Here is a 20364-nt window from a genome sequence, read left to right as displayed (position 1 = left end):
AAGCGCAGTAAAAAGCGTCATCTTTATCTTTACTCACTGGGTCTACCCCGTGAGCGTCGCCACCGTCCCTCGCCGGTACGGGGCTCCCATTCCGAAAAGCCCACTCGATTGAGTGGGCTTTTTTGTTTTAGGCGCAGTAAAAAGCGTCATCTTTATCTTTACTCAATGGGGCTAACCCGTGAGAGTCGCCACCGTCCCTCGCCGGTACGGGGCTCCCATTGTGAAAAGCCCACTCAATTGAATAGTTAATATGTTCTTAGTCGCTATAAAGTTTTCATAACATAAATGAGGGGAAATTTCGCTGCGGATTCAGATAAAATGCTGTTTTTATTGTTTATTATCGGATTAGTTTAATCTGGTAAGTCGTAGGTATGATTCTACACATATACACTTCTGTTGGGTTTATGGAGGATAGAGTCTTCGAGACAACTCATTGGGGTAACTACAACTAATCGACTAAAATCTGTAGTTAAACGGATACCTGAAATAAAACCCAAGTGGTTAGGGTCTACCAGCCAAACTAATAAAAGGAGTAATTTATGCGAGCTTTCATTCTTATTGTAGCGCTGAGTTTAGGTATGAGTAAGGTTTATGCCGAAGAACAACAGCTAACCACAGGCTTCAATCACATAGGGCTTTCAGTTTCGAATCTAGAGCAATCAACTCAGTTTTTTGTTAAGGCATTAGGTTGGAAAGAGGTCGGTGGCGATTCAGATTATCCCGCAAAATTTGTGAGTGACGGCAATATGTTTGTGACACTTTGGCAGGTTACTGACCCAAAACACGCCGTGAGATTTGATCGAAAAAACAATGTCGGATTACACCATTTGGCGATTACGGTTTCCAGTTTTGATGCATTGGACCTTCTACATGAAAAGTTTAAAAATTTTGAAGGTGTCGTGATTGAATTTGCACCAGAGCTAGCGTACGGAGGGCCTGGCAAGCACATGATGATTCGTGAGCCTAGCGGAAACCGCTTAGAGTTTACCTTTCGGCCATCTAATTGATCTTGTCTATCGTTTTTGTGGCAAGTTGTTAGCGGTCTACGCTAGCAACTCTTGATAAGAACTGAGCGTAGGCATCTAGCGTATCTTGATCATCAATGTTCGTTAACACTCTTGAAATATTGTCTTGTTCTGATGTATCTGCTTGACGAATCAAATCCAATACATAGTGGAATTGCTCTTCAACGAATTGTTTCGAAGTTTCCAGATAAGCTTGTAAATCGGGCTCACTGAGTTTGTTTTCCATATATTCTTGATAGGCTGATAACTTCTCAGAGTGTATACACATTGTTTCTTTGCGCGGGGCTATGTTGTACCCGTTACGATTGTGTTTAAATGGTCCAAGTGACAAGCCTTTTACCGTGGGTACGCCTCTTGAAAGCATGGCGACGTATTCTCTTTGACTCCTAAATTTTCTATGAAGAATAGCGGCACTTTTTATCGGCTTTTTAAGCTCCATTTCAGATACTTTTGAGCGTGGTTCATTTGCAGCTTTAAATACACTTCCGTCGGCCAGTACACAAGAATATTCTTTGTCGACAACATTATGAGCATTGAATCGAATGGGGGTGACATAGCTTCTCATGAGTGACTTTACCTGAGGCCCTCTATCTATCGTCATGTTTTTACTAACAGCAGTTGCAAAGTTGTTGCCGCTTTCAATTTTGTTTAACCATTCAAAGTTGATCACGTCACTGTTCCAAAACTTTGAGGCATAAGCAGAAATAGACGTTTCCATATCCATAGGAAGCCAAAACTCATCGATATCAATTAATAGTACGTGCGATATTCCTTTGCTATAGCTATTGGATAAGCTTTTCCTAAAACATGTCGTTTGTGGATTCGCTGATAAGTTATTGAAGATATCATCAGCTTCAATGAAGTTAACGGGAAGATCTGTGAGTAGTGTTTTTAATTGCCTCGTGTTATCGCTAGTACGATTGATATAGATGTCTATCTCTTCCACACCAAAGTACAAATGATGAAAGATCCATTCTGGTAGATAAGCGGCTTCATTCTTCGCGACGGCTGCTATCTTTACTTTAGCTGTCTTCGGCGATACGACTATACTTTTGTAGCGGCGAAACATATTCACAACTTTTTTATACATGATATGTTACCACCTCAGCCGCTGGCCCTCATTCTCTGGAAAATAAAAACACAATAGTAACAAAGGTAAATTATTGTTTTCGCAATAAAATTAATAACCTAATTTGTTTTCTGCTCTCTATTGTAGATCAGCGGGCATCTGTTGAAATACAATGTCATCATTATCACATCTTTTTATATTCGAATTTATTTTAAGTGTCCATTTTTAAAGAAAAAATTCATCAAATAGTGAGGACGTCGAAACTAGCTTGGGCTAAAGCGAACAGGTTCGTATACATTCATATCTTTAAAGACAGTAAGCAACAGTTAAAGGTAAAACTAGTTGCGATCGCAAAAAATGAAGCCGCTTATCTACCAGAATGGATCTTTCATCATTTATATTTTGGCTTTGATACAATAGAGATCCATTACAATCGTAGCGAAGATGCAACCGTCGACCTATGTCGTTATTTTTCAAAAGACCCTAGAATTAGATTTATCAACGCAAACCCCGATTTCCAAAAGCGTCAAAATCCTCAGTCATATGTGTATAAAAAAGCTTTAAAAAGGTCACGCAGGGAAGGTTTTACTCATGTTTTGTTTATAGACATCGACGAGTTTTGGACGCCTCAAGACCTCAAATCTACGATAAAAGAGTGTATTCATCGACTTCCCACACACGACGTCGTTAACTTTCGGTGGATCAATAAATATGAGTTGGAACAGGCATTTTCGCGTACTCTCGACAGAGAGATCGATTTTGTAAAAGCAAGCCAGGTAAAATCACTGATAAAAACAGAGGTTTTTCCTGTTGTGCACAATCCACATAATGTCGTAGAAGACGGATTATTGTACATTGATGCATACGGCAAAAAGTCTGTTTTTACAAACGCAAACTATTCCCGATTAAATGATGACAGTGTTGATGAAGTCATGGCTCCTTTTTTCGTGGTACACCGTATGATTCGGAGTGAGATAGAGTATATTGCATTACTCGCAAAAGGTCGTCCTGATGCTAGTAAATCTCATGACTTGCCTATTAAAAATAATAGAGCTGGAATTCCAGACAAAAATCTCGTTAGAACACTGTCTTTTCCCGAAAAACACTTTGTGGAGTACTCAAACTATCTAGAAACAAATTTGGGAGACAATGAATTGAAAAGCGTTGTGTTGGAAGCCCAAAGCTTTGTTATGTCTAAATTTCGTGACATGCTGCATATCATATCGACTGCACCGCCTAGCGCAGCTCCATTACTAGAGAAAAGTTTACGCAACATCGATCTACCCGATATCGATAATGCCATGCGAAAGTTCAAAAGAAATATCGGTTAGTCGTAGTAGGTAAGGGCGCCGTTTTGTCAAAAACGGTCAGTTGTACGTTGTTTGTTACCAGAAAAATAAAAAAATGTGCTAAAAACTCACATGTTTCGAAAAAGTACTTGTTATTCCTCTGAACCGTAGGTATTTACTGGGGATGACGAATGTCAGTAGACACGAGTTACCAACAAGTTATCGCTTTTTTAGCCTAAAAATTCGCAATTTTTGCAAAAAAATTTAACTTTAAATGAAATAAAGCAATTTGCGGTAGGGTCTTTATTTGCAAGCGTACGATGTACGTAACAACTTGACAAAAACTATGAGGGTATCGAAATGAAACAAGTTAAGAAATCTGCTGTTGCTACCGCTTTAGGTGCAGTTGTAATCGGTTCGTTGGCGTCTGCATCAGCATTGGCAGAGACTAACCCATTCGGTATGCAGCAATTAGAATCAGGTTATATGCAGTTCGCTGAAGAAGGTAAGTGTGGCGAAGGCAAGTGCGGCGGCAGCAAAACTGAGAAAGAAGGTAAGTGCGGCGAAGGCAAATGCGGCGGCAGCAAAACTGAGAAAGAAGGCAAGTGCGGCGAAGGCAAATGCGGTGGCAGCAAAGCGTCTAAAGAAGGCAAGTGCGGCGAAGGCAAATGCGGTGGCAGCAAAGCGACTAAAGAAGGCAAGTGCGGCGAAGGCAAATGCGGTGGCAGCAAGGCGACTAAAGAAGGCAAGTGCGGCGAAGGCAAATGCGGTGGCAGCAAGGCTTCTAAAGAAGGCAAGTGCGGCGAAGGCAAATGCGGTGGTAGCAAGGCTTCTAAAGAAGGCAAGTGCGGCGAAGGCAAGTGTGGTGGCAGCAAAACTTCTAAAGAAGGTAAGTGTGGCGAAGGCAAATGTGGTGGCCAAGCTTAATTAGCTAATACCTTAGAACGTCTTCAGTGGTCGCGATTCCGCGACCACTTCTTCTTCCCTGCTTTATCTGAGAAATATCATGAAAAACTTAAAAGGTGCTGGACTGGGTTTACGCAGAGAGATGCTACCTGAGTTGGACAATACGCTGCCAAGCAGTGTCGACTTTTGGGAAGTGGCACCTGAGAATTGGATTCCTTTTGGTGGGCGTTTTGAAAAGCAATTTAAGCAATTGTCTAAGCAAGCGAATTTCACGACACATGGTTTGTCTTTGTCCATTGGTAGCTATGATCCTTTAGATGTTAATTTCGTCAAATCGGTCAAACGGTTTTTAGATGAGCACGGTATTAACATGTACAGCGAACATTTGAGCTATTGTTCTGGTGACGGGCATATGTACGATTTGATGCCGATTCCATTTACTGAGGAATCAGTGAAACACGTTAGCGACCGAATTAAGACTGTCCAAGACATTATTGAGCGTCCTTTAGTGCTAGAAAATGTGTCCTACTACCTGACGCCTGAAAGCGATCTATCAGAACTCGACTTTACTAAAGCGGTGTTGGAAGAAGCGAATTGCCAGCTATTGCTGGACGTTAACAATGTATACGTCAATTCGATAAACCATCGATATGATGCTGAAGCGTTTATTAAAGCGATGCCCTCGGAGCGTATCGTGTACGGTCATATCGCAGGGCATTATGACGAAGCTGACGACTTGAAAGTTGACACTCATGGTGCCGATGTCATTGCACCTGTTTGGGCACTGTTAGAGCTGGCCTATCAAGAACATGGCGTTTTCCCAACCTTGCTAGAGCGAGACTTCAACATCCCATCTATCGACGTACTGTTGAAAGAAGTAGACAAAATCAAAGCAATACAACGCAAATTCGATTCAAACATTGAAGGTGTCGCTTGATGTCAGATTTTATCGCTACGCAAAAAGCATTTGTCGCGGCCATAAAGCAACCAGAAAACTTTGTTGCTAAAGATAGCGAAGAAGAAAGACGAATCGCAATATATCAGTCACTTTTTTTCAATAATGTAGACGGTTTTGTTTCCAGTGCGTTCCCGGTTTTGAAGTCTCTGTATAGCGAAAAAAACTGGCAGATGCTCATTCGCTCATTTTTCTCGTCTCATCACTGCAGATCTCCTTACTTTGCAGAAATAAGCAAAGAGTTTGTCGAGTTTTTGGACAGTGAATATAATCTTTCTGATGATGAGCCTGCGTTTATTAAAGAACTCGCCCATTATGAATGGCTGGAACTTGATGTCAGTATCAGAAAAACAGGACAACAAGTAACACCCTTCGAGTCAGAGTCACTGCCAAGTACTGTTTGCATGTCTGATCTCGCCTCTGTCGTATCTTATACTTATCCTGTTCACCAGATTCAGGCTGATTTTCAACCTGAAGTACCATTGAGTGACCGCGTGTATTTTGTAGTGTATAGGGATTCCAATGATGACGTTCAGTTTGTCCAGATTAATGCAATGACCGCTTTTTTATTGTCTCAAATTGAAAGCTATGAATCACGAACGATTGATGAATTGCTAGAAGCATCAATAGAAGTCATGCCCGGCATGGATCCAGATCTTGTGGCTCAAGGTATGTCCCAAACCCTGATGCAGCTGCTGCAATCGGGCGTGTTATTGCCTAATTGCTGATATTATCGACAATTAGGTTCGCCATTATACAACTCTGCTACGGAATGCCAGATTAACGCTGTCATTCCACTCGCTTTTCGATTACCATTTACGACCATTTTTTTTGTAAAAAACTAGGTATTGAGAATGGCCGATAACTCTAATTTCAAAGAAGTCTACAACTGGTGGTATTTCTTTGGCTCTATCGCTGTTTTAGTGGCATTTCCACTTATGCACATCATCGCTGGCTGGTTTACTTTTTACATCGGTAAGTAACGGCTTAGGGATTGAATAAAGTGACAGTTGAATATATCAAGTCTGTAGTTAAGACTGTGCCTGACTACCCGAAGCCGGGTATCATGTTCCGCGACGTAACAAGTGTTTTGGAAGATCACAAAGCGTTTAGTGCCTGTATCGCCTTACTGCTTGAGCGTTATCAAGGTATGGGTTTCACCAAAGTCGCTGGGACTGAAGCTCGAGGCTTCCTTTTCGGTGCGCCTCTAGCGATAGAGATGGGCATCGGATTTGTCCCAGTTCGCAAACCCAACAAATTGCCTCGTGAAGTTGTTAGCGAAACTTATGAATTAGAATACGGCGTAGATACGCTGGAAATTCACAAAGACGCAATTCAACCCGGAGACAAAGTATTATTGATCGACGATTTACTCGCAACAGGTGGTACCATTGCTGCGTCGGCCAAATTGATCAGAACTTTGGGTGGTGAAGTCGAACACGCAGGTTTTGTTATTGGCTTGCCAGATCTAGGTGGCGTTGAGAAACTGAGTGCGCTTGGTTTAGAATCGTTCACTCTGTGTGAATTTGAAGGCGAATAGGACGGTTTAGTGGGTTATCAAGTATTAGCTCGAAAGTGGCGCCCAGGTCGGTTTGCAGACTTAGTTGGGCAAGAACATGTTGTCACAGCAATTGCTAATGCATTAGATAACGATAGGTTACATCACGCTTATCTTTTTACGGGAACGAGAGGTGTTGGTAAAACGACCATCGCTCGAATCTTCGCAAAGAGTTTAAACTGTGAAAAGGGCCAGGGCGCAAACCCTTGTGGACAGTGCCACACCTGCCTTGAAATTGAACAAGGGAACTACGTTGACTTACTAGAGATTGATGCGGCGTCTCGAACTAAAGTTGAAGATACGCGTGAATTACTCGACAACGTACAATACAAGCCAACACGTGGGCGCTTTAAAGTCTATCTGATAGACGAAGTCCACATGTTGTCAAAACACAGCTTCAATGCCTTGTTGAAGACCCTTGAAGAGCCACCTCCCCACGTTAAGTTTTTGTTGGCGACAACAGATCCACAAAAACTGCCAATAACAATCTTATCTCGTTGCCTTCAATTTAATTTAAAAGCCTTGTCTCGAGAGCAAATCGCTAACCAGTTGACCCATATCTTAGGTCAAGAAACTGTCGCTTTCGAGGCGCCTGCATTAGCCTTATTGGCGCGTGCGGCTCAAGGTAGTATGCGCGATGCGTTAAGCCTGACAGATCAAGCGATTGCGCAAGGAGACAATCAGGTTACGGCATCGGTAGTGACCGATATGCTGGGCCTAATGGATAGGCATCAATTACTCAAACTGTTGCAAGCGGTGGTGAGTAAATCGCCCAATGATGTGATGGGTGTCGTGGATGTGATGGCGGAGCAAGCGCCTGACTACGGGCAGGTCATTGCCGAATTGAGCAGTTTGCTCCACCAAATCGCATTGACGCACTGGGTTCCTGAAGCGTGTAAATTGGAAACAACCAGTGCCAAAGCGATTTACCAACTCTCGAAACAGATTTCCGCTGAACAAGTTCAGGTGCTCTATCAAATCTGTATACAGGGAAAGAAAGATTTACCCTATGCCATAGATGGTAGAAGCGCGCTAGAAATGACATTGCTGAGAATGATGTCATTTGTACCTGCTACGCCCATTAAAGATGGCGAGGCCCTTGTCGCAGCTATTGCGCCTGCTCCTGTTCAAAGTACCAGCGCGACACCTGCTGCTCTAGATAACAGCTCGTTAAGCCAACAGCTTGATGTCGTTGACACCCCCGTTACTGAAGACAGTACCTCGAGTGTAGCTGAACATACCGAATCGACGGCGCAGCCTACCAATAACGACTCGGTGATAGCGGTTCAAGAAGATGAGAGCCAAGCTGCCGGTCCCGCCGAGGTAAACGAAAATGAGAGCCGTCATTTTCATGACGGCACTGAAGACGTAAAGGCGGAACAAGAACTCCATCAGGAACTTCACGCTATTGAACAGGAGGCAAACGATTTTCGTCAAGCAGATGTACCTCCAAACTATGACGAAATGCCACCTATGATGGAACAGCCGCCGATTGACGCTTATATGGATAATGAGCAAGGTGTGCAGCCAGCTGCACTACCGAATGCAAGTGCCATGGCAGGTGACGCAACGTTGACGACAACGCAAGAAATGTTAGCGCTTCGGGAACGTCTCAAAAAAAGTCGAGAGGAGGCGAAAGAGGACGCTTCAAAAAAGCAAGCAGCCCCCCAAGCCGGTGACGCAGCTTGGACGCCCCCAAAAGCGCCGCAACGTGCTGAGCCTGATGACGCTAATGGGCTTTCCAATGAGGTTGAACCCTCTGTAGGTGATGATGTACCGCCTTGGGTTGAGGAGTCTAGCAGTGAAATCAATCGGGCTGATACCCTGCATCAAAGCGAACATGCGGATGCCAGCGGCACGCAAAATATCACTACAGAGACGGTTCATGATGTTCCTATGCCGTCTCCTATTACGTCAGGTCAAGCAGATACTTCATACCAAGGTGAACTCGTACCTTACTTGGAATCTGGAGAAAAGCTCACGGCGGCAAAGCAAATTGATAACTGGAGCCATATCGTAGAGCAGATGCCTGTGGCCGGGTTATTGAAACAACTCGCGCTCAACGCCAGTTTTAGCCAACAGGGCAATGACGTGGCATTACTACTCGATAGCAGTCAGGCCCATTTACTCAATCCCACTACACAAATGCAGCTCCAGCAGGCCTTGCAATCTGTAGTGGGTGACCACATAACCATGAATATAGAGCTTGGTGAGCCGAATGTCACACCGAGTAAAATTCAAAACGAGATTAAACAGATGCGTCATCAATATGCACGAGATGTCGTGCAGACTGACGATGTGTTTCAACAATTAGTGACAAACTTTGAAGCGAGCGTGGATCCAGACTCAGTTTTGCCTCGCTAGTTTTAGATAAACAGAGAGAATAGATTATGTTTAAAGGTGGAATGGGCAACATCATGAAGCAGGCGCAGCAAATGCAAGAGCGCATGCAAAAAGCTCAGGAAGAATTGGCGTCTATGGAGGTCACGGGCGAGTCAGGTGCTGGCATGGTCAAAGTTACCATGACGTGCAACCACAATATTCGTCGCGTTGATATCGACCCATCGCTAATGGACGATGACAAAGAAATGCTAGAAGATTTGATTGCTGCAGCATTTAACGATGGCGTGCGTCGTGTTGCGGAAACCAGCAAGGAAAAAATGGGTGATGTTACTGGTGGTATGCCATTGCCTCCTGGTTTCAAAATGCCGTTTTAAGTCATAGGTAAATTAATGAAAAAACCAAGCTGTCGCTTGGTTTTTTTGTTTCTTGGCCCGTATCCGAGCCGATGACTCCGATTCTTAACGGTGTTAAGCTCTATGCTTCAACACGTGTTTAGCCAAAAATGGAATGACCGCATGGATGTGTCTCAAGACAAAATAGAAGCCTTACTGAAACAAGCAGAGGCAGACCTTGCCGACGACCCCAAACTCTACCAACGCAAGCTTTTGCGCTATTCTCTGCTGGGTTACGGCATCATTCTTTTCATCGTACTACTACTTGCTGGATTGGTCGCCGGAAGCGTGATGTTGGCGCTATCGAGCTCCTTGTTTTTGTTATTGTTGTTGAAAAAGAAGCTGATTATTCCACTGGTCATTATGGTTTGGGTGTTATTTAAGTCGGTTTTTATACGGTGGCCAAAGCCCCAGGGAATAGAGGTGACTCGCGCTCATGCCCCTGCGCTATTTGACCTTATCGATGAAATCCGTGATGACCTGAAAACGCCTCCAATTCACCAAGTGATACTGACGCCGGAATTCAACGCTGCAATCGTGCAAACACCTCGTTTTTTGGCCTTTGGTTTCACCCATAACACCCTCGTGCTGGGACTTGAATTATTGTTGTCTTTGTCGACGGCCGAACTGAAATCGGTCATTGCCCATGAGTTAGCCCATTTGTCAGGGAATCACAGTAAATTTAACGGTTGGATATACCAAGCGAGAATATCGTGGCAAAACATGATGTTCAATCTGGACCAACACAATGGTTGGACAACAGCGCCGATTCGACGCTTTTTCCATTGGTACAGTCCAAGGTTCTCTGCCTATTCGTTTGCGCTTGCCAGGCAAAATGAATATGAAGCAGACAAAACTGCAGCTGAATTGACTAGCGCAAATACGGCAGGGGCGGCACTGGCGAAAATTCCCAGCTACACAACGTTTACGCAAGACAATTACTGGAAAGTGTTTAATGAATCAGTCAGGGAACAATCGACTCCTGAAAAGCCTTTTGCTGGACTCGTTAACTTTTTAAATCAACATCAACCCTCACCTGCACAAATCGAAGCGGCACTGCTGACTGCTCGGCGAGAAACCACCAATTATCAGGATACTCACCCTTGTCTCAATGACAGGTTGCTAGCACTTGATTGCGCCAAACCATCGATGGAGGTGTCTCAGAGTAGTGCAGCCCAACATTTTTTTGGTAAACAGCTGGATCTACTCGTTGCTGAGATGGACGATCTTTGGATTGCGCAAAACACGGCATATTGGCGAGCTGAGCACGAGTATTACCAGGAACAAAAGCACGCTTATGAATCGTTAACAGGGAAATCTGTTGAAGATTTAGATCAGGAAGCATTATGGCAACTGTCTACGTTGACTGAACAGTTCGGGGAACAGGCAAATGCCATTGTGTTACTGCGCGACTACATAGCGCGATATGAAGGTGATATGGATGCGCATTTTGTGCTTGGTCGAATGTTGATAGAGCAAGGTGATGACAGTGGCTTGGCCTATCTTGAAACTGCGTGTCAAAAGCACGAACATTTTGAACCTGCAATTCATATTGCTTATGGCTACCTACTCGAGAGTAACCTAATCGAAGAGGCCAATCGTTGGCGAGAAAAGCGCGTTCAACTTGAAAATTTGTTTGAGCTGGCCAGTAAAGAGCGGCAACTTTTGAAAGATTCCGATCCACTTGTGGCGTTTCAGAACCAAGACAAACGCGTTGCTCAGCTAATTGCGCAAATTGAGTCTAACACCAAAGTCAAAGCGGCATGGATTGCAGCCAAACCCGTCGAATATTTCAAAGACAGCCCCATTGTGATCATCGCTATCCAACAACGTCGAGGGTTCTCATTGTCAGACGATCTGATTGAAAAATTGGTTGAGAAGGTGGAAGTCGACCCGAATGTTTCCGCGTTTTTTGTGACTAACAAATCTAACAAGAAATTGTTCAAGCGGGTCAAGGCTTTCGAAACGCAAGTGATTTAGTGATACGATGACAGCCAATGCTTTATGTGTTGCCTCTCCGCTGGCGGGGCAACAACAACGTGACTATTAATTGAGTATAACTATGAAGTACAGCCCGTTACTCGCCGAGCTTATTGATGCTTTTACCTGCTTACCCGGCGTGGGAAATAAGAGTGCCCAGCGCATGGCATTTCACTTACTTGAACGTAACCGTCAAGGGGCGTTAAATCTGAGTCAATCCTTGCACAATGCAATGGAGCATATTGGCCATTGTGAATCCTGTCGTACTTTTACGGAGTCAGCCTTATGTGAAATTTGCGCTCATCCAGTGCGTTCTCAATCGGGTTTGCTATGCATTGTGGAAAGCCCTCAAGATGTGCTCGCGATTGAACAAACGGCGAGTTTTACTGGTACATATTTCGTCCTGATGGGCCATTTATCGCCTATTGATGGTATCGGGCCGAACGATATTGGGCTTGACGTGTTAGAGAGCCGGTTGAGTGCCGATAGCATCAGCGAGGTTATTCTGGCGACTAACCCGACTGTTGAGGGAGAGGCGACTGCCCACTACATTGCCCAGTTGTGTGCTAAGTATGACATTGAAGCTTCAAGAATCGCACATGGTGTACCAGTGGGAGGAGAACTAGAGTTTATTGATGGCAATACCTTAACTCATGCATTTTCTGGCCGAAGGAAGTTGTAAACAGTAGGTCTTCTAAAAAACCGCATGTTATTTGCGGTTTTTTTGTATCTATCGGTTGAAATTCCACGCTGTGCCCTTACTTTCTGAATATCACGAAAGGTGGGCCTAACCACCTCAATGAATTGGTATCACAAAAGATAAAAGCAACAGGAGACACCGGTTTATGGCTGAAGCTGCCAATCAAGAAAAACATGGTTTTCAGACCGAGGTTAAACAACTTCTTCATTTGATGATTCACTCTCTTTATTCGAATAAAGAGATCTTCCTACGTGAATTGGTTTCCAATGCGGCGGATGCGTCAGATAAGCTTCGTTTCAGAGCACTAGAGAATGACAGCCTTTATGAAAATGACGGCGATCTCTGTGTCAAAATTACCGCCGATGGCGAAGCGGGAACGGTGACTATCGCAGACAATGGTATCGGGATGACGCGTGACGAAGTTATCGCTAACTTGGGTACGATTGCGAAGTCCGGTACGAAAGACTTTTTCAGTAAGTTATCTGGCGATGATGCGAAAGATTCTCAGCTAATCGGGCAATTTGGTGTTGGCTTTTACTCGGCGTTTATTGTAGCTGACAAAGTCACGGTGCGTACGCGTGCAGCTGGTGCTGACTCTCAAGAAGGTGTTGAATGGGTATCAGATGGTGAAGGCGAGTTTACCATTGCGCAGATCAACAAGCCGGGCCGCGGTACTGAAATCACGTTACATCTGAGAGAGGACGATAAAGAATTCGCTAACGATTGGCGTTTGCGCTCTATCGTTGGTAAATACTCAGATCACATTAGCATTCCAGTGAAAATGTGGAAAGCTGAAGTACCAGAATCCGAAGGTCCTGATGGCGAAAAGATTCCAGCTCAGCCTGGCGAGTGGGAAGCAGTAAACAAAGCGACTGCGTTATGGACCCGTGAAAAATCTGACATCTCAGATGAAGAGTACAACGAGTTTTATAAACATATCTCCCATGATTTTGCTGATCCATTAGCTTGGGCACACAACAAAGTAGAAGGTAAGACAGAATATACCAGCTTACTTTACATCCCGAGCAAAGCGCCGTTTGACATGTGGAACCGCGATCAAAAGCACGGTTTGAAGTTGTTTGTTCAACGTGTCTTCATCATGGATGACGCCGAGCAATTTATGCCAACTTACCTGCGCTTCGTCAAAGGCTTGTTGGATTCTAATGACCTGCCTCTTAACGTTTCTCGCGAAATTTTGCAGGACAATAAAGTAACTCAAACCCTTCGTCAGGGCTGTACTAAACGTGTATTACAAGTACTAGAGCGCATGGCAAAGAATGATGCTGAAAAGTATCAAGCATTTTGGGCAGAGTTTGGTAACGTGCTTAAAGAAGGTCCAGCGGAAGACTTTGGTAACAAAGAGAAGATTGCAGGTTTATTGCGTTTTGCTTCTACTCATGCTGATTCCGACGCGCAGACAGTCTCGTTAGCAGACTACATCGAGCGCATGAAAGAAGGTCAGGACAAAATTTATTATGTCACTGCTGACAGTTATCAAGCCGCTAAGACAAGTCCACACCTTGAGATCTTCCGCAAGAAGGGGATCGAGGTCTTGTTACTCGGTGAGCGCATTGATGAGTGGTTGATGCAACACCTAACCGAGTTCAATGAGAAATCATTCCAATCGATTGCCAGCGCAAATCTAGATTTAAGTGATCTAGAGGATGAAGAGACCAAAAAAGCACAGGAAGATGCAGAAAAGCAAGTCGAAGGTCTGTTAGAGCGAGCGAAATCAGCGTTGGGTGACAAAGTTGTTGATGTGAAATTTACGCATAAACTGACGGATTCGCCAGCGTGTATTGTTGCCGATGAAAATGGGATGACAACGCAAATGATGAAGTTGATGCAGGCTGCTGGTCAGCAAGTGCCTGATGTACAATATCAATTTGAACTAAACCCAGAGCATGACTTGGTTAAATTACTTGCCGATACACAAGATGAAGAGCGTTTTGCTCAGCTTACTGAAGTCTTGTTTGACCAAGCTGCACTATCGGAGCAGGGGAGCTTGAAAGACCCTGCGACATTTGTGCGCAATTTGAACACCTTACTAATGAATATGTCAAAGTAAACGGTTTCATCGGTATCTTAAATGTGAAAAACGGGCCTATTGGCCCGTTTTTTTATTTAACTTAGTAAAATCGGTGTTTTGAGGTGGATTTTTCACCAATCACGTGCTTGCGTTCACTAAATTGGCAGACAAAAACTGTGAAAAACCCTTTACACATAAAGGCCCTAATTCATCTGCAAACTTTCTACTTCCGATTCTCTAAAGCCCCATTTTTATTGGATTCGCCGTCTGTTTGGTTGAATTGTATTCGCTATTAGTCTTATGAATGAAATTATGCCTCACCTTAGTCTTGTAACGCCTCTTTCTAATGTGTAAAGTGCTCGCAGACATAGGATAAAATAATTCGGAGAGCGCACACATGCGAATCATACTTCTCGGGGCTCCAGGTGCAGGTAAGGGTACACAAGCACAATTTTTGATGGGCAAATACGGCATTCCGCAAATTTCTACCGGTGACATGCTGCGTTCAGCTATCAAAGCGGGCACTGAATTGGGCTTAGCAGCGAAGAAAGTGATGGATGAAGGGAAGCTAGTATCTGATGACATTATCATCGGTCTAGTAAAAGAACGTATTGCGCAAGACGATTGCAAAGGCGGATTTTTACTTGATGGTTTCCCGCGTACGATTCCGCAAGCTGATGCGATGAAAGAGGCTGGCGTTGACGTTGATCACTGCATTGAGTTTGATGTTGCAGATGATGTCATTGTAGAGCGTATGGGCGGTCGTCGTGTTCACCCAGCTTCGGGTCGTGTTTATCACGTAGTCTACAATCCACCAAAAGTGGAAGGTAAAGACGATGAGTCAGGTGAAGCACTTATCGTACGTGATGACGATAAAGAAGAAACGGTTCGTAAGCGTTTAGCGATTTACCACGAGCAAACCAAACCACTCGTTGACTACTACACGGCAGAAGCCAGTGCAGGTAACTGTCAGTACCACAAGCTTGATGGCACAGAAGCGGTGGAACTAGTGAGTGAGAAATTAGCTGCCTTATTGGGGTAGTAGCAAGTTTGAAGTGAAAAAACCGCTGATATCATCAGCGGTTTTTTTTCGCCTTTTGAAAAGTCATGGCAGTAAATTTTTAAGTGTAAACTCGCGAATCGACTTTACGATCTTCATGAGTTGTGACAACAATACGCTAAATATCAATGGCGATGGACCAGCCAAGTGTCGTGTCGCCCTCAAAATAATAAGGCTAGGATGTGAATTTATATATCACTGCGTTTTATGCAAGCTTACTTGCGCTATGTTATTTCTATTTGTCAGCGCTTGTCATAAAAGAGCGTCGAGCAGGCGCTATCGGCATAGGTGACGGTGGTAACACCACCTTACAACGTCTAATCCGAGCGCATGGCAACTTTAGCGAATATGTGCCTATCTGTTTAGTTATGCTGGCGACGTTTGAAGTTAACGCAGAAATGAACGGTGTTGCTCATGCATTGGGAGCCAGCTTACTGTTTGGTCGTTTGTTACACGCCTATGGTTTGCGCCTTCACGCAGGAGCGAGTTGGCAGCGATTGGCCGGTATGCTTTTAACATTTGCGGCAATGATTTTGTTAGCCTGTTTTAACCTCTATGTGTTGTATTGGACGGTTTAAACACAATGAAGGTTTCCTCACTGGCTACCCCTGCTTGTTTGATAGATGGACCTAGGTTTATGGCCAATGTGGCTAGAATGCAGCAAACTAGTCTAGATAGCGGGCTAGCGTGGCGTCCTCACGTTAAAACCTTAAAAAGTCTTGATGCTGCGCGTTATTATGCTCCGATAACAGAGCCTATTGCTGTTTCCACTATTGCCGAGGCTAGAGCGTTCGCAAACGCAGGCTATGGGGATATTCTATACGCTGTAGGGCTTTCACCAGATAAGTATCAGTTTATTGATTCTATTCAATCTGACAAAACCGCGCTAACAGTGGTGATTGACAGTCTCGCTAGCGCTCAGTCTTTAGCGCAGAATAACGTAATATCGCAAATGCTCAACGTCATGATCGAACTTGATGCTGACGGCTGTAGGGCAGGGGTCGATCCGTCAGCGACAGAGTTGATTACTATAGCGTCTACCTTGGTAGCAGCGCCAAGGCTTCGCTTTCGGGGGCTGATGGTTTATGCAGGCGGTGCTTATGGATGTACTTCAATGGAAGATATCCGTCGTCTCGCGTCGATAGAGGCAGACAAAGCCAATATTGCGAAGCAGGCTCTGGAACAAGCCGGTATCGCTTGTGACGTAGTTTCCCTCGGCTCCACACCAACGGCGATGAGCCGAACATCAGGCACAACAGCCAGTGAAGTGCGAACGGGAGTCTGCGTTACTATGGATATGACCATGGCTGATTTAGGCGTATGTGCTGTCGACGATATAGCGATATCAGTTTTAACGTCTGTCATTGGCTATCGCCAGGATAAAAATTGGCTCATAGTTGATGCAGGCTGGATGTCGATGTCGAGCGATCAAGGCGCACATGGCTTGAGTAAAGGCTATGGTTTGGTAGCGGATATACAAGGCAATGTCATTCCGGGCTTGATGCTGTCTTCAATGAACCAGGAGCACGGCATTGTAACTTGCGCAGACAACGCGGTATTGCCCGAAGCATTGCGAGCGCCGGGGACCAAATTACGGATTATTCCAAATCATGCCTGCGCTACGGCGACAAACTTTCCTTGCTATCACCTCGTGGACGGAGGCGAATATACAGGTGAAAAATGGCAGAGACTGCCCAGAGGATGGACCTAGTCGTTTTGAGCCGTCACAAAAAAGCGGCGCAAAAGCGCCGCAAAGGGAAGGGAGAAACACACGAGAGAGCATTAACTATTCAATAACTTAGAGCCAATCTCGATTGACTTGGGCTTTAATGCTTCGGGTATCACTCTCTCAAGCGAAATAGTCAGCAAGCCGTCTACGAAGTCCGCACCGGACACTTTTACGTGATCGCCCAATTGAAACTTCCGTTCAAAGTCAGTTTGACTGATACCCTTGTGTAAAAATTTCGCAGATTTCTTATCTTCTTCAGAAGATGAGACTTTTCCACTGACGGTTAAGCTGTTTTCTTTGACCTCTATTGTCAGGTCTTCCTTTTTGTAGCCAGCTAAGGCCAAGGTTACGCTATATTTGTTTTCTTCATGCAATTCAATGTTGTATAGCGGAAAACCCGTTTGGCTACCATTGCGATTCGCTGAATCAACGAGGTTCGCTAGACGGTCAGAGCCAATAAATGAACGGTAAAGTGGAGATAGATCGATAGTACGCATAGTCATATCCTTTTTAATTTAAGCAATATGTTGATAATGTGCCCCAAATTCTGGCGGCAAGGTTGTCGGCCTCTTTCGAGCACCGACGAATTTACTCATTTTTTTAGGCGTTTAGCCTTCGATTAGGTTACTGCCGATTTCAATTTTTCTCGGCTTTTGTGCTTCTGGAATCAAACGCTCTAAATCAATGTGAAGTAGTCCGTTTTCAAGGTCGGCGCTGAGCACTTTCACGTGGTCCCCCAACTGAAATTTACGCTCGAAGTTTCTTTCTGAGATACCTTTGTGGAGGAACTTACGCTCGGCAGTGCCAGCGTCAGTCGGTGCTTTTTTACCCGTAATAGTTAATGTGTTTTCTTGCACTTCAATAGCAACATCATTTTTACTAAAACCGGCAATCGCCATAGTAATTCTGTATTTGTCGTCGGCTAAAAGCTCGATATTGTACGGAGGGTAGCTGCTCTGTTTTTCATTGCGCGCGGCGGCGTCAATCATTGAAGCAAGGTGCTCAGAACCAATAAATGAACGGTAAAGTGGAGATAGATCGATAGTACGCATAGTCATATCCTCATTAATAAGCAATATGTTGTTTTAAAATATGCCCCGATAGTCGGCGGCGTTTTTATGGCCTTGTTCTCAAGCGCCATACTTTCTATATGAGGTGGGTCAAAAACTTTTCAACCCACTTTTTCAAATTAATTTATATTTTTTTAAAAAAACGTGTTGTTCTAGGCAAGTAATATGCGTCCGAGTCCAACGAATACAAGACGTTAGACGCTTTTCCTGCAATTTCACTGATGGGAACAAAGCCATAGACTCTCGAGTCTGCGCTGTTGTCTCTATTGTCTCCGAGTACTAGCAAGTGACTTTCGGGAACACGCACTGTCGAAAATGATTTGTTTGGGTGAATAGCACCTGATGTTTTCACTAACCGCTGCATTTCACCAATGACTTCCGTGGTTTGCGAAGTTTCAAGACGATATTGAGCGCTCTCATTGTTGACCGTCAATCGATTGTTGATCAAAGAAACGGTATCGCCGGGAACGCCGATAACGCGTTTGACCAGTCTGTTATTGGCCGCTTCACTATTAAACACAACAACGTCTCCTCTCGCGGGGGTATCGTGTTGTATTCCAATGTCGGTGAAGGGAATATCAATACGATAAGCCGCTTTTTGCACGAGAATGCGGTCGCCCACTTGTATATTCGGTTCCATTGAGCCTGTTGGCACATGATACCAATCAGCAAAACTGCTTCTAAACACACTCATAAGCGCGATAAACAATATGAAACCTTTATTTTCCTTCCATAACTTTTTGAAATTTATCATTGTAAATTTTCCATCGACAGTCGTTGTATTTTTATTAGTCTCGTATCGCGAGGTTTAGTTCCTTGGCCAAACGTAACCAAATGTTACGCACCGCCAATAATCCACTAATGATTGCTTGCTGATAAATCAAACACTTGATATGTTCAGTTTGTAATTTTTTTGAACAGAAATTTATGCGGCGTTTGTATTTTACTCTCTACTGGTTCTTAGCTGTGTGTAGCACTGCGTCGGCAGAGGTTGAGCCGTTACTGGTATATACTGAATCTTCTCCACCGTACCATTACCTCAATGAAAATTCAGAGGTGTCGGGTTCAAGTACACAGAAAGTAAAAGCGATTCTCGAGCGAGCAGGAGCCACAGCGGAGTTTAAACTCGTGCCTTGGGCTAGGGCATACCGCAGTGTCGAAAGGCAACCTCAGTCATTGATTTATTCTCTTGCTAAAACACCACAGAGGGAGGCGTTGTTTCATTGGATAGCCCCTGTCTCTGAGTTTAAGTTAGCGTTTGTTTCCTTAGCTCATAGAACTGATATTGATGTCCCCGATTGGAGCTATCTTACTCAGTATAGCGTTGCCGTGCAGCGCGACGATATTGCCTATGATTGGCTGATATCAATTGGGCTCAAAGAAGGCGTGCATTTTATTGCGTGTGCAGACATTCGTTGTTCGTGGGAACGGCTACAAAGAGAGAATGTTGATTTGATTATCGAGGATCCCGCGCTTGTACCTATGACAAGAAAGCAAGTCGGAATGCCCGATGTAAAGCTGCGAAATGTCGCCTATATTCCTGAATTAGAAGTGATTGGCTATTTGGCTGCAAACAAAAATATGGATGAGAAAATGGTGACACGCCTAAAGCGCGCCGCCATTGAGTATCGCCGAAATTAAGCTGAATGCCTATCTTTTAAAACTTGAATAACGTCATCTAACTCTAGTTCACTGGCTTGCAACAGAACGGTGAGGTGATACAACAAATCTGCCGCTTCGTTTTTCAACTCTTCAGTATCTTTAACTGTTGCTGCCAGTGCTGTTTCTACACCTTCTTCACCTACTTTCTGAGCGATGCGTTTAATCCCTTTTGCATACAGCTTGGCCGTATAACTTGAGTCCACATCGGCATTTTTACGCGCCGCTAATACACTCTCTAGGTCGGCTAGGAAGGTGAATGATGGTACTTGGTTGTCGAAAAAGCACGACTGGGCGCCTGTGTGGCATGTGGGTCCATTAGGATTGGCCAATGCAAGAATACAGTCGTTGTCGCAGTCTGCACCAATTTCTACCAAGTCCAAGGTGTGCCCAGACGATTCGCCTTTCTGCCATAGTCGTTGTTTAGAACGGCTAAAAAAAGTCACCTTCCCTGAGTCTAATGTAGTGGCTAGCGCCTCTTGGTTCATGAAGCCTTGCATTAAAATCTTACCGGATACGGCATCTTGCACAATTGCCGGTATTAGATTGTCCATTTTATCCCAGGCTAGCTGGTTCATGTTGTCTTGTGTAATAAGCATT

The 20364-nt window shown here is 44.3% G+C and carries 21 protein-coding genes; 16 read left to right on the top strand and 5 right to left on the bottom strand.

Translation table 11 applies throughout. The features are described 5' to 3' along the window. The first annotated feature begins 539 nt into the window (after positions 1-539). Positions 540-1007 carry a VOC family protein gene (locus AC27G9_RS05960; protein ID WP_487072015.1) on the top strand — a complete coding sequence of 156 codons (468 nt, stop codon included), beginning with the start codon at positions 540-542 and terminating at the stop codon, positions 1005-1007. A gap of 28 nt (positions 1008-1035) precedes the next feature. Here the strand turns inward: AC27G9_RS05960 and AC27G9_RS05955 are convergent, their stop codons facing one another. Further along, the gene (locus AC27G9_RS05955; RefSeq protein ID WP_487072013.1) at positions 1036-2115 is read right to left on the bottom strand and encodes a glycosyltransferase family 2 protein; all 1080 of its coding nucleotides are present in this window, start codon (positions 2113-2115) and stop codon (positions 1036-1038) included. Positions 2116-2309: 194 nt separating this feature from the next. Between AC27G9_RS05955 and AC27G9_RS05950 the strand changes: the two genes are divergently transcribed. From AC27G9_RS05950 to AC27G9_RS05885, 14 genes are all read left to right on the top strand, one after another. Continuing rightward, positions 2310-3425 carry a glycosyltransferase family 2 protein gene (locus tag AC27G9_RS05950; protein WP_487072011.1) on the top strand — a complete coding sequence of 372 codons (1116 nt, stop codon included), beginning with the start codon at positions 2310-2312 and terminating at the stop codon, positions 3423-3425. Between the two features lie 318 nt (positions 3426-3743). Beyond that, positions 3744-4310: an HvfA family oxazolone/thioamide-modified RiPP metallophore gene (locus AC27G9_RS05945; protein WP_487072009.1), complete on the top strand. Its 567-nt coding sequence runs from the start codon at positions 3744-3746 to the stop codon at positions 4308-4310. A 79-nt stretch (positions 4311-4389) separates the two neighbouring features. After that, positions 4390-5226 carry an HvfB family MNIO-type RiPP peptide maturase gene (locus AC27G9_RS05940; RefSeq protein ID WP_487072007.1) on the top strand — a complete coding sequence of 279 codons (837 nt, stop codon included), beginning with the start codon at positions 4390-4392 and terminating at the stop codon, positions 5224-5226. Further along, entirely contained in the window at positions 5226-5972 is a 747-nt protein-coding gene (locus tag AC27G9_RS05935; protein WP_487072005.1) for an HvfC family RiPP maturation protein, read from the top strand. The genes AC27G9_RS05940 and AC27G9_RS05935 overlap by 1 nt, the downstream gene beginning before the upstream one ends. 126 nt (positions 5973-6098) lie before the next feature. Next, positions 6099-6227, top strand: a complete 129-nt coding sequence (locus tag AC27G9_RS05930) for a hypothetical protein (RefSeq protein WP_487072003.1) — start codon at positions 6099-6101, stop codon at positions 6225-6227. 20 nt (positions 6228-6247) lie between these two features. Next, a complete protein-coding gene (gene apt, locus AC27G9_RS05925; RefSeq protein WP_487072001.1) occupies positions 6248-6784 on the top strand; it encodes an adenine phosphoribosyltransferase in 537 nt (178 codons plus the stop codon). 9 nt (positions 6785-6793) lie between these two features. Beyond that, positions 6794-9166, top strand: coding sequence for a DNA polymerase III subunit gamma/tau (dnaX, locus tag AC27G9_RS05920; RefSeq protein WP_487071999.1), 2373 nt, complete (start codon positions 6794-6796; stop codon positions 9164-9166). Between the two features lie 26 nt (positions 9167-9192). Further along, on the top strand, positions 9193-9519 hold the full coding sequence (locus tag AC27G9_RS05915; protein ID WP_487071997.1) for a YbaB/EbfC family nucleoid-associated protein: 327 nt from the start codon (positions 9193-9195) through the stop codon (positions 9517-9519). 102 nt (positions 9520-9621) lie between these two features. Beyond that, the gene (locus AC27G9_RS05910; RefSeq protein WP_487071995.1) at positions 9622-11517 is read left to right on the top strand and encodes a M48 family metalloprotease; all 1896 of its coding nucleotides are present in this window, start codon (positions 9622-9624) and stop codon (positions 11515-11517) included. 82 nt (positions 11518-11599) lie between these two features. Continuing rightward, complete coding sequence (gene recR, locus AC27G9_RS05905; RefSeq protein ID WP_487071993.1) at positions 11600-12199, top strand: recombination mediator RecR; 600 nt, start codon at positions 11600-11602, stop codon at positions 12197-12199. Between the two features lie 163 nt (positions 12200-12362). Further along, the gene (gene htpG / locus AC27G9_RS05900) at positions 12363-14285 is read left to right on the top strand and encodes a molecular chaperone HtpG (RefSeq protein WP_487071991.1); all 1923 of its coding nucleotides are present in this window, start codon (positions 12363-12365) and stop codon (positions 14283-14285) included. Positions 14286-14643: 358 nt separating this feature from the next. After that, a complete protein-coding gene (adk, locus tag AC27G9_RS05895) occupies positions 14644-15288 on the top strand; it encodes an adenylate kinase (protein ID WP_487071989.1) in 645 nt (214 codons plus the stop codon). A 200-nt stretch (positions 15289-15488) separates the two neighbouring features. Beyond that, the gene (locus AC27G9_RS05890; RefSeq protein WP_487071987.1) at positions 15489-15884 is read left to right on the top strand and encodes an MAPEG family protein; all 396 of its coding nucleotides are present in this window, start codon (positions 15489-15491) and stop codon (positions 15882-15884) included. A gap of 5 nt (positions 15885-15889) precedes the next feature. Next, the gene (locus tag AC27G9_RS05885) at positions 15890-17017 is read left to right on the top strand and encodes an alanine racemase (RefSeq protein WP_487071985.1); all 1128 of its coding nucleotides are present in this window, start codon (positions 15890-15892) and stop codon (positions 17015-17017) included. Between the two features lie 71 nt (positions 17018-17088). Here AC27G9_RS05885 and AC27G9_RS05880 read toward each other — a convergent pair whose 3' ends face one another. The 3 genes from AC27G9_RS05880 to lepB form a co-directional block, all read right to left on the bottom strand. Then, positions 17089-17532 (bottom strand): Hsp20 family protein, encoded by a 444-nt coding sequence (locus AC27G9_RS05880; RefSeq protein WP_487071983.1) that lies wholly within the window; start codon positions 17530-17532, stop codon positions 17089-17091. A gap of 111 nt (positions 17533-17643) precedes the next feature. Then, entirely contained in the window at positions 17644-18087 is a 444-nt protein-coding gene (locus AC27G9_RS05875) for an Hsp20 family protein (RefSeq protein ID WP_487071981.1), read from the bottom strand. Positions 18088-18229: 142 nt separating this feature from the next. Beyond that, positions 18230-18859, bottom strand: a complete 630-nt coding sequence (gene lepB, locus AC27G9_RS05870) for a signal peptidase I (RefSeq protein ID WP_487071979.1) — start codon at positions 18857-18859, stop codon at positions 18230-18232. Positions 18860-19032: 173 nt separating this feature from the next. On the opposite strand from lepB, the gene AC27G9_RS05865 reads away from it, so the two are divergent. After that, positions 19033-19746 carry a substrate-binding periplasmic protein gene (locus AC27G9_RS05865; RefSeq protein ID WP_487071977.1) on the top strand — a complete coding sequence of 238 codons (714 nt, stop codon included), beginning with the start codon at positions 19033-19035 and terminating at the stop codon, positions 19744-19746. Here AC27G9_RS05865 and hisIE read toward each other — a convergent pair. Beyond that, on the bottom strand, positions 19743-20363 hold the full coding sequence (hisIE, locus tag AC27G9_RS05860; RefSeq protein WP_487071975.1) for a bifunctional phosphoribosyl-AMP cyclohydrolase/phosphoribosyl-ATP diphosphatase HisIE: 621 nt from the start codon (positions 20361-20363) through the stop codon (positions 19743-19745). The genes AC27G9_RS05865 and hisIE overlap by 4 nt on opposite strands. Position 20364: the final 1 nt, after the last annotated feature.

The organism is Alteromonas sp. 5NS40-0096 (assembly GCF_057544385.1).
Note: the sequence above shows the minus strand (reverse complement) of the source record. Positions and strands in the feature narration are given on the sequence as shown.